The following is a 13,511-nucleotide window of genomic DNA, read 5'->3' as shown; positions in this document are numbered from 1 at the left end:
CGCATCGCGATGCGAAGGGCCGTCTACTTCCCCCGGATGATCTTGCGGAGCTTCGAGACCCGGACGACCAAGTCCCGCTCGGTGCCGCGCCCGGCCGGCCGATAGTAGTCCACCCCAACCAGTTCATCCGGCGGATACTGCTGCGGAAGCACCCCTTCCACGACGTCGTGCGGGTAGCGGTAACCGACGGCGCTGCCCAGCGACGATGCTCCCGAATAGTGACCGTCACGGAGGTGAGCAGGCACGGGCCCCGCTTTGCCCGCGGCGACGTCCTTCATTGCCGCGTTCAGCGCCGCCACCACACCGTTGGATTTCGGGGCCGTCGCCAAATGAATCGTCGCGTGCGCCAGCGTCAGGCCGGCCTCCGGCATTCCGATCAGCTGTACCGCTTGCGCAGCAGCCGCCGCCGTCTGCAGCGCGGACGGATCAGCCATGCCGATGTCCTCACTGGCATGCACTACAAGCCTGCGCGCGATGAACCGCGGATCCTCTCCCGCGGTGATCATCCTCGCGAGATAGTGCAGCGCAGCATCGACGTCGGAACCACGGATTGATTTGATGAAGGCACTGATAACGTCATAATGCTGGTCGCCATCTCGGTCATAGCGCACAGCCGCCCTGTCTACGGAAGCTTCAACTGTTTCCAGGCCGACAGCCACCGGCGCAGACGCCGTGTCTGGGTTGCGCGCCACTGCCGATTCTGCCGCCGCCTCCAGCGCCGTCAGACCACGCCGCGCGTCACCGGCGGACAACGCGATCAGATGGTCCCGGGCTTCGGCCGTCAGACGTACTTGCCCAGCGAGCCCGCGTGAGTCTGAAACCGCTCGGTCGATCAAGGTTCCAATCGCGGGCGCGTCGAGTGGCTTTAACTGCAAGATGAGCGACCGCGACAGCAATGGTGCGACCACAGAGAAGGAAGGGTTTTCGGTCGTGGCAGCAACGAGCAACACCGTTCTGTCTTCGACGGCGGAGAGAAGGGCATCCTGCTGAGTTCGGGAAAAGCGGTGGACCTCGTCGATGAAAAGCACCGTTTGCTCCCCGTTGACGAGGCGGCGGCGCGCGAGATCGATCACGGCGCGGACGTCTTTGACGCCCGCCGACAACGCGGAGAGCGCCTCAAACCGGCGGCCCGTGGCCTGGGAAATCAGCGATGCCATCGTCGTTTTCCCGGTGCCCGGAGGGCCGTAGAGGATCACCGATGCGGCACCAGAACCTTCGATGAGGCGGCGCAAGGGCGACGCATGAGCAAGTAGATGTTCCTGCCCTACGACCTCATCCAGCGATTCCGGCCGCATGCGAACCGCCAGCGGCCGCAGCGCACCACGCGATGTTCCGGCCGGCCCGCGCTGCTCAGTTCGCCCCGGTACAGAGGCAGTACTGAAGAGGACGTCGTCAAGCTCTTCGCTCACCTGTGCGAGGATACCGGAAGTTCTGCAATCCCCGAGTTGGTGCTGTGCCGCGCTCGGGCTGAACTCTCCGTGAATTCGCCCGCTTCCACGCGCACGAATTGCCACATAGTGTGTGATTAGCCAATGGTGATCTCACGGCGAGCGTTGCTGCGCTCAGCTGCAGCGTTTTCGGGTGCGGGAGCGGTCGCCGCAGCATCACATTCAGTAGCGTTCGCACAAGCGGGCCCTGCGTTCAACCATGGCGTCGCTTCGGGTGATCCACTGCCCGATCGTGTCGTCCTCTGGACCCGGATCACACCCTCCTCAGAAGCGCTGCCCGGTTCCGGTCTGGGTCCCGCGGTGAGCGTGCGTTGGGAGGTGTCGCGGGATGCCGCTTTCGCGTCACTGGCCGCGCAGGGCACAGCGACAACCGGCCCGGAGCGAGACCATACCGTCAAGATCGATGCAAGCGGACTCGAACCTGACACCGTCTACTTCTACCGCTTTACTGGGCTCGGTGCCGCCGCCCAAGTGACCTCGCCGGTGGGCACCACACGTACTGCGCCTGCGCCTTCGGCCGGCGTTTCACGGCTGAGGTTTGGTGTGGTTTCCTGCTCGAATTGGGAGGCCGGGTATTTCGCTGCGTACCGGCATCTCGCGGACCGCGGCGACCTCGATGCGGTCATCCACCTCGGAGATTATCTGTACGAGTATGGCGCTGGCGAATACGGCGGTAAGGCCGGGTCGGTCAGGTTCCATCAACCTGCCCATGACATCGTCTCGCTCGCCGACTACCGGATCCGTCACGGACAGTACAAGGGCGATCCGGACCTGCAGCGTCTCCACGCGTCAGTGCCGTGGATTCCCATCTGGGACGACCACGAATCGGCAAATGACGCATGGCGCGGCGGCGCTGAGAACCATGACGCCGCTTCGCAGGGGCCGTGGGAAACGCGATACCGCAGCGCACTGCAGGCCTATCTGGAATGGATGCCGGTGCGGCCTGGAGGAACCGGAGACCGGCTGTATCGCCGCCTTCAGTTCGGTGACTTGTGCGAATTGTCGATGATCGACCTCAGAAGCTATCGCGATGAGCCGGCCGCCGCCGGTACAGGCTGGCCTGCGGTGGACGCGACCGAGCGTACGATCACCGGTTCCGATCAAATGTCATGGCTGGTCACAGGACTGACAACCGCCGCGGCGCGGTGGCGGCTGATCGGCAATCCAGTAATGATTGCTCCGCTGGTGGTCCCGCCGCTCGAACCGGCGACAACGGAGGCCCTCACCACGATGCTCGGTCTGCCACGCGGCGGTATCCCGATCAACACGGATCAGTGGGACGGTTATACGGCTGACCGGCGACGGATCATTGACGCCATCACAACGACCGGGACGTCCAACGTCGTGTTCCTGACCGGGGACATTCACTCGACGTGGGCCAGTGAACTGCCGATAAACCCGGCGAACTACCCCGCCGCCGGGACGGCAGCCGTTGAATTCGTCGTTCCCTCGGTGACATCGAAGAACATCGACGACATCCTCGGCGTGCCCGAGCGCTCTGTCAGTCCCGCGGCTGAAGAAGCAATCCGCCAGGTGAACCCTCACGTCCGTTACGTCGAACTGGATTCTCACGGCTACGGCGTTTGTGAGGTGACTCCTGGCCACGTGCAGATGGACTGGTTCTTTGTGGGGAACCTTGCGAACCCCGCCACTGCTGCCCGGCACGCCCTGTCATATCGAACGCGCGACGGCAGTCCCACGATCGAGCCCGCCCGTGTCCTCGATCCCGCCACGCACCGCCCAGGAAGGTCCTGATACCACGATGCCGTCCCAGAACCCACGAATCACGCGTCGCACTCTTATCGCGGGAACCGGTGCTGCTGCCGCGGGCCTCGTCGCGACACGAGCGAATGCTGCGCCACCACCAGGTGGCGCAATTGACGTCCACGTGGTGGTTGTCGACGGACTCCGCGTCGACGAGGTCAACGGGGCGCTCATGCCGGTGCTCTCGGCGCTCGCCCGCGAGGGCAGCCGCTACGTCACCGCGAACGCTATACAGGTCGCGGAAACGTTGCCAAACCACGCGGCGATGATGACTGGGGTCCTCCCACACCGCAATGGCGTACCCGCGAACAAGATCTTCGACCGCACTGAGGGACAGTTCCGCTATCTCGAGCGGCCAGATGACCTCACCGTGCCGACGATGCTGGATCTCGCCCGGACCCAGCGGGGCCTCACGACAGCAAGTGTCCTCTCCAAGGAGTACCTGCACGGGCTTTTCCAGGGCCGCGCATCTGTGCACTGGAACCCGTCTCCGCTGATTCCGCTCACTGATCACGCGCCTGATCAGTCGACGATGGACGCGCTCCTGCGGACTCTCGCCGAGCACCACCCCCGACTCACGTTCTCCAACCTCGGCGACGTCGACCGCGTCGGCCATATCGATGTCACTGGCACCGGCTTCCGGTATGCGCGCACGGCTGCTGTGCGCAACACCGACGAACAACTTGGTCGCTTCGTTTCCTACATGCGGGACTCTGGAAGCTGGAACCGAAGCGTCATCATCGTCGTGGCCGACCACTCGATGGACTGGTCAGCGCCACTATCGCTGATCAGCTTGCAGATCCCGTTCGCGCTCGACCCGCTCCTCCGGGATAACGTCATGATCGCCGACAACGGCGGCGCGTCGCTCTGGTACTGGACCGGTGCGGCCCAGAGCCGTGACGAAGCGGTGCAGCGTATGCGCCGCATCGCAGAGGGACATGCCGGGGTGGCCTCAACTCACGAAACCGCACAATTCGGGCTCGGCGAGCGGGCAGGCGACCTCGTGGCGTTCTGTCACCCAGGGTGGCGCTTCACCGATCCCACTGTGCTGTCAAACCCGATACCTGGCAACCATGGCCACGACGTGACCCTGCCGATTCCACTCATTGTGAGCGGCGGCCATCCGTCAGTCCCGCGCGGACAAACGTTCACATCGGCGGTGACCACGATGGACGTGGCGCCAACGGTGGCGTCGCTCTTGAGTATCAGCGCGCCACCGGGCGGTTTCGACGGAGCCGTACTTCCCGGCTTCTCCGGCTGAGCTAGCCGGTGAAGCCAGTCCGGCGATTGAGTGCGTCCATCACCTGATCTGCGTGATCAGCTATCGCGTCGGCGCCAATCTGGTCCGCGGCCAGCGCCAAACCGGCCCATCGGCTCGCCAGCGCCTGCGCAGGCGGCACTGCTAGGACGTGATCGCGCTCCATGGCGCGGCGCGCGTAGTCCTCCGGAAGGTGCCATGCGGTTGACAGCCACACCCATAACATTCGGGCGTCGAGCAACCGCGGGTAAAGGACATCGTCGTCGAGCAGTTGCGGCCACAGCCCTGCGATCTCCGCTCGCCACGCTTCGACCATCGCGTCGGACTGCTCAACGGTGAGACCAAGGTCGCACAGGCACTGCGGGAATGAGACGAGCATGCAACCGAGGTCAAGTGTGGCGTCCCGGAACCCGCCCCACTCGTAGTCGAGGAACTTCACTCCGTCGGTGCTCACGACGATATTGTCCGGGCACAGATCTGCAGGGGTGAACGCGCGGAACGACCCATTCGAGAGGAGTTGCGAGGCGGACTCCACAGCACTGACCACCTCTACGGGCGTGCTCACTCCGAGTACGTCAGAAAGCAGCGTCGGGACTGAGGGCAGCACCGCCTCTACATCGTCGGCAGTCGCCTGCGGGGACAGTGTGCCGCGGGCCCGGCGCAGTAGCGCCGCGAAATCATCGGCACGGCCGGCTGTCGCGGCATGCATTCGCCCAAGCGCTTGGGCGAGGGCCATGAGGAGGTGGGTGGCCGATGCGGGATTCTCACCGGTCAGCAGGACACCGAGCGTTCGGGCGTCTCCGAGGTCCGACAGAATGAGCAAGCGCTGGTCCAGGTCGTGTCCGAGAAGTTCCGGCCCTGGACGCTGATCGCGTGCGAGCGAGTTGGCGAACTGGTAGGACGCGGCCTCCCGGATAAAGCCTTCAACACCGCTCGCACGGGAGTCCCACATCTGTTTGATGATGAGAGTGCGGGGAAGGCGGATCGGAGATTCAGCAACGCGAACGCGAAGCACAGCTGCTTGACCGCTTCCCCCCAGATCCTCTGGATCGGCCAGATGGACGTTCACGCCGTAGCGCTTCGTCAGCACACGCTGGGCGGCAGCCACCACAGCCGTCATTGAATTGGTAAAAAGTGCGGTCATCGCATACCAGGCTACCTGCTTTGGGCCCAGGTTTTTGCTTGCTCAGCGGGCTCTCAGGAAGTTCCCACGGACGCGACCGGAGCCACGTCGACGGACACCGACATCGAACTCGTCTTTGCTCGGGTGTAGATGATGCCGCGCAGCGGGGAAACGTCAACGAAATCTCGACCCCGCGCGACGGTGACATAACGTTCGTCCACAAACTGGTCATTCGTGGGATCAAACGCCAGCCAAGCGCCTCCCGGCAGCCACACCGCGGCCCACGCGTGCGTCGCGTCCGCGCCGACCATCCGCTCCTTGCCAGGAGGTGGCGTCGTGGCAAGATACCCCGATACGTAACTCGCCGCGAGACCCTGCGCACGCAAGCAGGCGATCGCTACTCGGGCGAAGTCCTGGCATACCCCCGACCGGCGATGCATCACCTCCGCCACCCGCGTTGACACGGTCGTTGATCCGGAGTGATATGTGAAGTCGGTGTAGATCCGGTGGGTAAGGTCCCATATCGCCTCGGCCAGGGATCTGCCGGGCACGAATATTGGCGCCGCGTACTCGCGCACAACGTCGGTCACCTCTGGTGGGTCGTTGTCGAGCCGGAAGTCGACGGCCCGTGCCGCTTCCCTCCCGACTGGCCGTGAAAGCTCCCACGGCGCACCCGCCGGTCCCGTCGTCAAATGCCCCTCCTGCGGCGCATCGACTTCAACGAGCGACCGGCCCGTCACGACGAGTTCGTCGTGGTCCGACGTGACGTGGAAGTAAAAGGCGGTGTTTCCATAGAAGTCAGTCATGAACGACTGATCCGAGGGCTCGGGAGAGACACTGACGGCGTGTTCACGCCGCCGCTGTTCCGGGAGTTCCAGCGGAGTCAGGTAACCGCGTCCGTAAGAAGACGTCACCGGCTCCGGGTAGGTGTACGTCGTAATGTGCGTGACTTCGTACAGGCGGTCGCTCACGCCGTCACACCGCCTGGGAATTCAGCCCTCTCCGCCGACCCCCACAGTGGCTGCATATCTACGGGCGGGGCAAGCAGACTTGATTCGACGATCTCTGACAACTCGCCCAGCCCTGTGCCGATCGCGTGCATCAAGGAGCGCAGCACGGTTCTGTGCCCTTCTTCGTCCGTCGCTCCTAGATTGGACGGGTCGGCCCGGCGAATGTGCGTGATCAGATCGGTGATCAGCCGCGTTACTTTGACAGGGACTGTTTCCTCCGGCAGGCCCGCAAAATCCGACTGCAGCCGCTCGAGCTGGTAGATCAGGGAACGCGGGTTCGAGCCGTCGAATACCAGCAGTTCGGCCATTGGCGCTACCCGTACGACGCCGTGCTGGCGGCGACGGTACATCACCGATGATTCGCAGGCGAGCAGTACAGACTCGATCACCGCCCGCTCCTCCGCCGCAGCGAGCTGCTTCGTCAGTGAGGCCCCGATAAGACGTGTGAGTTGGAGGCCGCGCTCGATGCGCCGGCCGATATCCAGGAGATACCAGCCTGGGTCACGCACCATCGACTCCGCGCCGAGGCCCGCGAGGGCAAGCATTCCATGCAGCACCGCGGTGTGCGCGGCCGCCATAACAACCGGATCCTTGGATTCGTCCTCGCAGAACTCGCTGATCGCCTCACGCACACCCGTCAGCACCATCCACGTATCAACGGAAAGCTGATCGCGAACCCCGCGGGCTGCCGACTCCAGGTGGCGCACCGAGTAAGCGAGGGAACCAGCACGCTCACCGTCACCCGTCAAGGAACGCATCTCAGCGAGCGCGAAAGATGCATCGGCCGTCGCATCTGTCACCGAATCTGCAGCCACGAGCGAGGCCCCGGACTGGGAGTCGGCAACGGTCGCCAGGGCGGACACAAGCACGCCCAGCGAACCGCTTCCCGGGAGCCAGGGGCGAAAGCGGTAGTCCTGATAGCGTTCGCGCACCGCATTCAACAGCCGTGCCGTGTCTTCAGCATGCTCGGCGTACCTGCCGAGCCAGAACAGATCGCTAAGAACCCGGGGGGAACTGACTCCCTCCCAGGGCAATCCGTGCTGGGCGGCGATCAGGTCCGGGAACGAATCGGGGAGTTCTCCGGCAGCGCCGGGATGCGTCCCTTCCCCACGTTTGTCCGCCTGCACCCAGATGTCCTTGGCTGCGCCGATCCCTGGCACCGTCACACCCGCTGACTGTTCGATCGGGACATAAGCGAAGCCACCAGCCATGGTCGTGTATCCGGCACGCTGCGCCACGGAGAACAACCGGAGCGTCACAGGCGCAGTGGATACTCCCCCCGCCCCTGTGACGATGGGTTCACGTTCGTAATCAGGGCGCTCTTGCGCGCACCACTGCCAGTCATCGGACCCGATGCGTTGCGTCAGTTCTTCGCGCTGCGCACGGCTGAGATCGCTGCCCACATAGGACTCGCCGGTCCGGATGTTCTCGAGTAGCAGATTCGGCAGGTGGTCACTAATGTACGACAACCCATCGCTAGTGCCCGCCCACCACCCGGGCACCGATTCAAGGAGGAGGTCCTCGTCGATGAGGGCCCGGGAAATCTGCGGGAGGTACGAACCCAGAGCGACGTTTTCCACCACGCCGCACCCCACTGGATTGACGATGCTCACCACGCCGCGCCGCGCCATCTCCGTGAGCCCCGCAACCCCAGTTCGTGATGCTGAACGCTGGTCCAACGGATCCGTCGCGGCGGAATCAACAAACCGAACGACAACATCGATCGGGAGGCGTTTGCCTAGCGCTCGCATCCAGAGCCTGCCATCGCGCACCGTGAGGTCCGTGCTCTCCACGAGCGGATACCCGAGCACGGAGGCGAGGAACGCGTGATCGAACGAGGCCGGGCTTTCGGGACCTGGGCTCAGAATCGCCACCAGGGGATCTGATATATGTCCTGGGGCCACAGAAGCCAATGCAACACGCATCACCTGAACGAATGCCGAGAGCGGTCGCGGCATTGCCTTCTGGTAGAGCTGCGGCATGGCGCGCGACAGCACTTTGCGGTCAGCGAGCGCATAACCCACTCCGAGGGGCGCCTGCGCGTGATCGGTGATCACGGCAAACTCGCCGCCCGGTAACCTCGCTAGATCCGCGGAATGAAGAAATAGAGCTCGGACATTCGCAGTGAACGCGGCGTGTGCCCCGCGCAGGTAACCGCGATGACCGTAGACCATCTCCGGAGGGAGCAGTCCGCGGCTGACAACTGACTGCTCTCCGTAAAGGTCAGTGAGGAGGGCGTCGAGGAGGCGCGCCCGCTGCGCCATCGCGGCCTCGAGCCGGTTCCACTCCTTGGCGGACACGACGAGCGGGATCGGATCGAGATTCCACGCAGAATTTTCAGCCTCAAAAGTGATGCCGTCGTTGGCGACAAGCCGCCGCACACGTCCGCGCAAGCGCCGCAGCCCCTCTCCGCCGAGCGCGAGAATCGAGTCAGCCTCATTTAGCTCACGCCGATCCTCGCTCAGCCCGTCAGTGGGTGCGAGTCCTTCGCCGGCCATTGTCACCGCCCTTGAAATGGTGCCGGGCACTCAGGTCAGTAGCACGCTGGCATCATGTGCGGGCCGGGCGCGCGTCAATTCCCGACTCCTTGCGCTGCTGCTCGGTGATTGGGGCCGGCGCGTCAGTGAGTGGGTCGACTCCTCCACCGGTCTTCGGGAATGCGATGACGTCCCGAATCGAATCCGACTTCGACAGCAGGGCGACGATGCGGTCCCATCCGAATGCGATACCGCCGTGCGGCGGGGCACCGAAAGCGAATGCGTTCAGGAGGAAGCCGAACTTCTCCTGCGCCTCCTCGTGCGAAATGCCCATGACCTTGAAGACACGCTCTTGGACGTCACGGCGATGAATACGGATGCTTCCGCCGCCAATCTCGTGTCCGTTGCAGACGATGTCGTAAGCGTAAGCCAGCGCCGAGCCTGGATCAGTGTCAAACGTGTCGACACTCTCTGGTCTTGGCGAGGTGAACGCGTGGTGGACAGCCGTCCACGCGCTGTAGCCCAGTGCCACGTCGCCACTGGCCGTCGCTTCTTCCACTGGCTCGAACAGCGGTGCGTCGACCACCCAGACGAACGACCACGCGTTCTCGTCGAGCTGCCCGGTGCGCTTGGCAATCTCCACGCGAGCTGCGCCGAGGAGTGCGCGCTGTGCCTTTGGGGCGCCGGCCGCGAAGAAGACACAGTCGCCGGGCTTCGCGCCGACGTGTTCCGCCAGCTTCTCACGTTCCGTCTCGGACAAATTCTTCGCAACGGGCCCACCGAGAGAACCGTCCTCGGCAACCAGCACATACGCGAGCCCCTTGGCGCCCCGCTGCTTCGCCCACTCTTGCCAGGCATCAAGCTGACGCCGCGGCTGGCTGGCACCGCCCGGCATCACAACCGCGCCGACGTAGGGCGCTTGGAAAACGCGGAATGGGGTGTCCTGAAAGAACTCGGTGCACTCTACGAGTTCGAGCTCGAAACGCATGTCCGGTTTGTCAGTGCCAAAACGGCGCATCGCGTCCGCGTACGTAATCTGCGGAACCGGAGTGTCCATCTCGTACCCGATGAGTTTCCATAGCGCGGAAAGAATCTCCTCGGCGAGCAGAATGACGTCCTCTTGACGGACAAAACTCATCTCGAGGTCAAGCTGGGTGAATTCCGGCTGGCGGTCCGCGCGAAAATCCTCGTCCCGGTAGCAGCGGGCAATTTGGTAATACCGCTCGACGCCCGCCACCATCAGCAGCTGCTTGAACAGCTGCGGGCTCTGAGGCAGGGCATAAAAGCTGCCGGGCTGCAACCGCGCGGGAACCAAGAAGTCACGCGCGCCTTCCGGTGTTGAACGAGTAAGCGTCGGGGTTTCGACCTCGACGAATTCATGCCGCGCGAGTACGCCCCGGGCAGCAGCGTTGACACGTGACCGCAACCGGATCGCCTCGCCTGGCCCTTCGCGGCGCAAATCGAGGTAACGGTAGCGCAGGCGCGCCTCCTCACCGACGTGGTCCTCGTCAAGTTGGAACGGCAATGCCGCGCTTTCGTTCAGCACGTCCAATGCGGTGACGTTTACCTCGATCTCCCCCGTAGGGATCTCGTAGTTTGCGTTACCTTCCGGACGCAACTCCACCGTCCCGGTCACGCTGATGCAGAACTCGGAACGCAGCTTGTGGGCGCGCTCCAGGATCGCCTCTTCGCGGAACACCACCTGGCACACTCCGGAGGCGTCCCTGAAGTCGATGAAGATCACACCGCCGTGGTCACGCCGACGTGCCACCCAGCCAGCGAGGGTGACGGTATGCGAGGCATGTTCGGCGCGAAGCGAACCGGCCAGATGAGTGCGAAGCACAGGGATCCTTCCTTATCTGCACAAGCGGGAGCATGAGCCCCCATATGATCCTAAAGGGTGCCCGACAGCGATCCTCGGTCGAGGCGTCGCGGGAGAAAAGCGATCTGGCCGAGAGGCGAGGATCTTCGTGGAAAACTGATCGTCATGACGTTCAACCCGAACGCGCGCATCGATCAGAACCGAGTGCGCACGAGTGGCGGCGCAGGCAAAAAGATGGCTATTGGCGGTGGCGGTATCGGCGCCCTCGTCGTGCTCGCCATCGTCTTGCTGACGGGCGGTGACCCCAGTCAGCTGCCCGGGCTTACCGACCCTGATGGAGCTCCCGCGGGAGGCGGTACGGGACCCGACATTTCCCACTGCGTCTCGGGCGAGGACGCGAACCGCGATATCAACTGCCGCGTCGTGCTGGCTGCGCAAAGCCTCGACCAGATCTGGGCCGGTCAGCTCCCCGCTGCGGGGCTGCAATACCAGCCGCCCGGTGTCACCCTCTTCGCCGGCACCGTTGCGACAGCCTGCGGGAACGCGACGAGTGCGGTTGGCCCTTTCTACTGCCCTGCTGACCAAACCACCTATTTCGACACTTCGTTCTTCGACGTGCTGAGCAGCCGTTTCGGAGCTTCAACGGGCCCACTCGCTCAGCAGTATGTTGTCGCGCACGAGTTCGGGCACCACATTCAGAACATGTTCGGCAACCTCGAGCGTTCCAGAACGGACCCACGCGGGCCAGAATCTGGTGCGGTACGCGTGGAACTGCAGGCCGACTGCTACGCGGGGATATGGGCGCATCACGCCGATAAAACTCCAATGCCCGGGGAGACCGAGCCGTTCTTGCTCCCGCTCACCGATCAGGACATTGCTGACGCGCTGTCCGCCGCATCGGCTGTGGGCGACGACCGCATCCAGGAAGCGGCAGCCGGAAGGGTGACTCCAGAGTCGTGGACCCACGGCTCATCCGAACAGCGGCAGCGCTGGTTCAGTCGCGGCTACCAGAGTGGCGACATAGAAGCGTGCGACACGTTCACCGCTACAGAACTGTAAGTTCTGGCGCGCTGGTAAGACTATTTCAGTAGTCGAGACATCCTGCGGTCAGCCAGAACCTTCCCGCCGGTCTGGCATTGCGCGCAGTACTGAAATGAACGGTCGGCATAGGCAACCTCCCTAACGGGAGCACCACACTCTGGGCATGGCAACCCTGTCCGGGCATGCACTCGCAAGCCTGACCGCTTCTCCCCCTTCAGCCTGGCAACACTCTCGCCCACGCACCTTGTCACTGCATCGGAGAGGACCGCGTAGATGGCCGTGTGCAGATTCTGGGCGGCTTCCTCGGACAACGAATTCGCCTGGGCGAATGGCGATAGCTTGGCGAGGTGCAGAATCTCGTCGGAGTAGGCATTTCCGATGCCCGAGAGAACTGTCTGGTCGGTGAGAAACGTCTTCAACCGTGCTGACGAACCCTGGAGTTTTCCGCTGAGTTCCGATTCCGTGATCTCGAGCGCGTCAGTTCCCAATCTCTCGATTTGATGAAGTGCAGCGAGATCACGGGTCACCCACACGGCCAGATTCTTCTTGGTCCCGGCCTCGGTGAGGTCGAGCCCGCCTCCGCCGCTCAGGTGAATTCGCAACGCAATCGGTCCGCGGCCAGGTTTCGGCGCTGCAGGGGACAACGCATCGGACCAGCGCAGCCACCCAGCGCGCGCAAGGTGGAAGACCAGGAAGATCTCACTGTCTCCAGGTTGAGCGCACACTAGCGCCAGGTACTTTCCGCAGCGCTGTACGCCCGAGACCGTACGTTCACGGAGCGCATCGATTGGCGGGTCGAACGTTTTCAGCACGCTAATCTGAGAGACATCAATACGCGCGATCCCCATCCCCACGGCGTGCTTGCGCAGAAAGTGCGCGATAGCTTCTACTTCAGGAAGTTCAGGCACCCACTCAGTGTGCCTGGCCAGCGCCGTCCCGAGAAGCGCTTTAGCTGACCTCGGCCGACGCTACTTTACCATTCCTTGAGTTAACATTACCGGAAATTTGCCTGTGATCCGCGTCCGTTACGACGCGAGTCCTTTCATCTGGAATATAATTGATGGACGGACCCAAATCGGGGAAGCTGGAATTTATGGTCCAGCAGCACGGGCACGGCGGCAGCCATAAGCCACCGTCAGGCCTCGGGCAAAGGGGGAACAATGGCCGCGGTGAGGCTCGACACTATATGTAGCGCACTTCGGATTCCGCATGACTTTGTGCGGCGGGCGGTAAGCAGCGCTCCCCTCCACGCGGAGACCTTCGCCACACACTGGCTTGGGCAGCGCCTCGATCCACTCGACGCGCCTTTCGCCACCTACTGGGGCAAATACGGCTCCCGGATCATCGTGGTGCACGGCCCGCAGCGCGTCTATCCGTCAGGACTGAAGTACTACTTCAGCGATGAACTGGGCTCGCGGTACGTCTTCTCGGGCGACCTAGACTGGATAGCGACCCCACTAATGACGAGGGCGGCGGAAACCACCCAGCAGTGGGCAACCCAGAGCAGGCAGATGTTCAGCAATCTGCGCCGCAACACATCGGAGGCACACCGCCGCGCGGCCGCATAA

General features: G+C 63.5%; 10 protein-coding genes. 4 read left to right on the top strand and 6 right to left on the bottom strand.

All coding sequences use genetic code 11. The features are described 5' to 3' along the window. Positions 1-23: 23 nt before the first annotated feature. Positions 24-1,409, bottom strand: coding sequence for a replication-associated recombination protein A (locus AS9A_RS08895; protein WP_013806638.1), 1,386 nt, complete (start codon positions 1,407-1,409; stop codon positions 24-26). Positions 1,410-1,532: 123 nt separating this feature from the next. Between AS9A_RS08895 and AS9A_RS08890 the strand changes: the two genes are divergently transcribed. Then, positions 1,533-3,203, top strand: coding sequence for an alkaline phosphatase D family protein (locus AS9A_RS08890; RefSeq protein WP_013806637.1), 1,671 nt, complete (start codon positions 1,533-1,535; stop codon positions 3,201-3,203). A 7-nt stretch (positions 3,204-3,210) separates the two neighbouring features. Beyond that, the gene (locus AS9A_RS08885; RefSeq protein WP_013806636.1) at positions 3,211-4,473 is read left to right on the top strand and encodes an alkaline phosphatase family protein; all 1,263 of its coding nucleotides are present in this window, start codon (positions 3,211-3,213) and stop codon (positions 4,471-4,473) included. Between the two features lies 1 nt (position 4,474). Here the strand turns inward: AS9A_RS08885 and AS9A_RS08880 are convergent, their stop codons facing one another. The 4 genes from AS9A_RS08880 to aspS are packed head-to-tail and all read right to left on the bottom strand — an operon-like array spanning position 4,475 to position 10,923. Continuing rightward, positions 4,475-5,614 carry a phosphotransferase family protein gene (locus tag AS9A_RS08880; protein WP_013806635.1) on the bottom strand — a complete coding sequence of 380 codons (1,140 nt, stop codon included), beginning with the start codon at positions 5,612-5,614 and terminating at the stop codon, positions 4,475-4,477. 53 nt (positions 5,615-5,667) lie between these two features. After that, entirely contained in the window at positions 5,668-6,564 is an 897-nt protein-coding gene (locus AS9A_RS08875; protein WP_013806634.1) for a transglutaminase family protein, read from the bottom strand. Continuing rightward, positions 6,561-9,101 carry a circularly permuted type 2 ATP-grasp protein gene (locus AS9A_RS08870; protein ID WP_013806633.1) on the bottom strand — a complete coding sequence of 847 codons (2,541 nt, stop codon included), beginning with the start codon at positions 9,099-9,101 and terminating at the stop codon, positions 6,561-6,563. The genes AS9A_RS08875 and AS9A_RS08870 overlap by 4 nt, the downstream gene beginning before the upstream one ends. Positions 9,102-9,153: 52 nt before the next feature. After that, positions 9,154-10,923, bottom strand: a complete 1,770-nt coding sequence (gene aspS / locus AS9A_RS08865; RefSeq protein WP_013806632.1) for an aspartate--tRNA ligase — start codon at positions 10,921-10,923, stop codon at positions 9,154-9,156. Between the two features lie 144 nt (positions 10,924-11,067). On the opposite strand from aspS, the gene ypfJ reads away from it, so the two are divergent. Beyond that, positions 11,068-11,961, top strand: a complete 894-nt coding sequence (gene ypfJ, locus AS9A_RS08860) for a KPN_02809 family neutral zinc metallopeptidase (protein WP_013806631.1) — start codon at positions 11,068-11,070, stop codon at positions 11,959-11,961. Positions 11,962-11,981: 20 nt separating this feature from the next. On the opposite strand, the gene AS9A_RS08855 is transcribed toward ypfJ, so the two are convergent. Next, positions 11,982-12,851 carry an Fpg/Nei family DNA glycosylase gene (locus AS9A_RS08855; protein ID WP_013806630.1) on the bottom strand — a complete coding sequence of 290 codons (870 nt, stop codon included), beginning with the start codon at positions 12,849-12,851 and terminating at the stop codon, positions 11,982-11,984. 252 nt (positions 12,852-13,103) lie between these two features. Between AS9A_RS08855 and AS9A_RS08850 the strand changes: the two genes are divergently transcribed. Next, a complete protein-coding gene (locus tag AS9A_RS08850; RefSeq protein WP_041450977.1) occupies positions 13,104-13,511 on the top strand; it encodes a hypothetical protein in 408 nt (135 codons plus the stop codon).

The sequence above is a fragment of the Hoyosella subflava DQS3-9A1 genome, from assembly GCF_000214175.1.
GTDB classification, from domain to species: Bacteria; Actinomycetota; Actinomycetes; order Mycobacteriales; family Mycobacteriaceae; genus Hoyosella; species Hoyosella subflava.
Note: the sequence above shows the minus strand (reverse complement) of the source record. Positions and strands in the feature narration are given on the sequence as shown.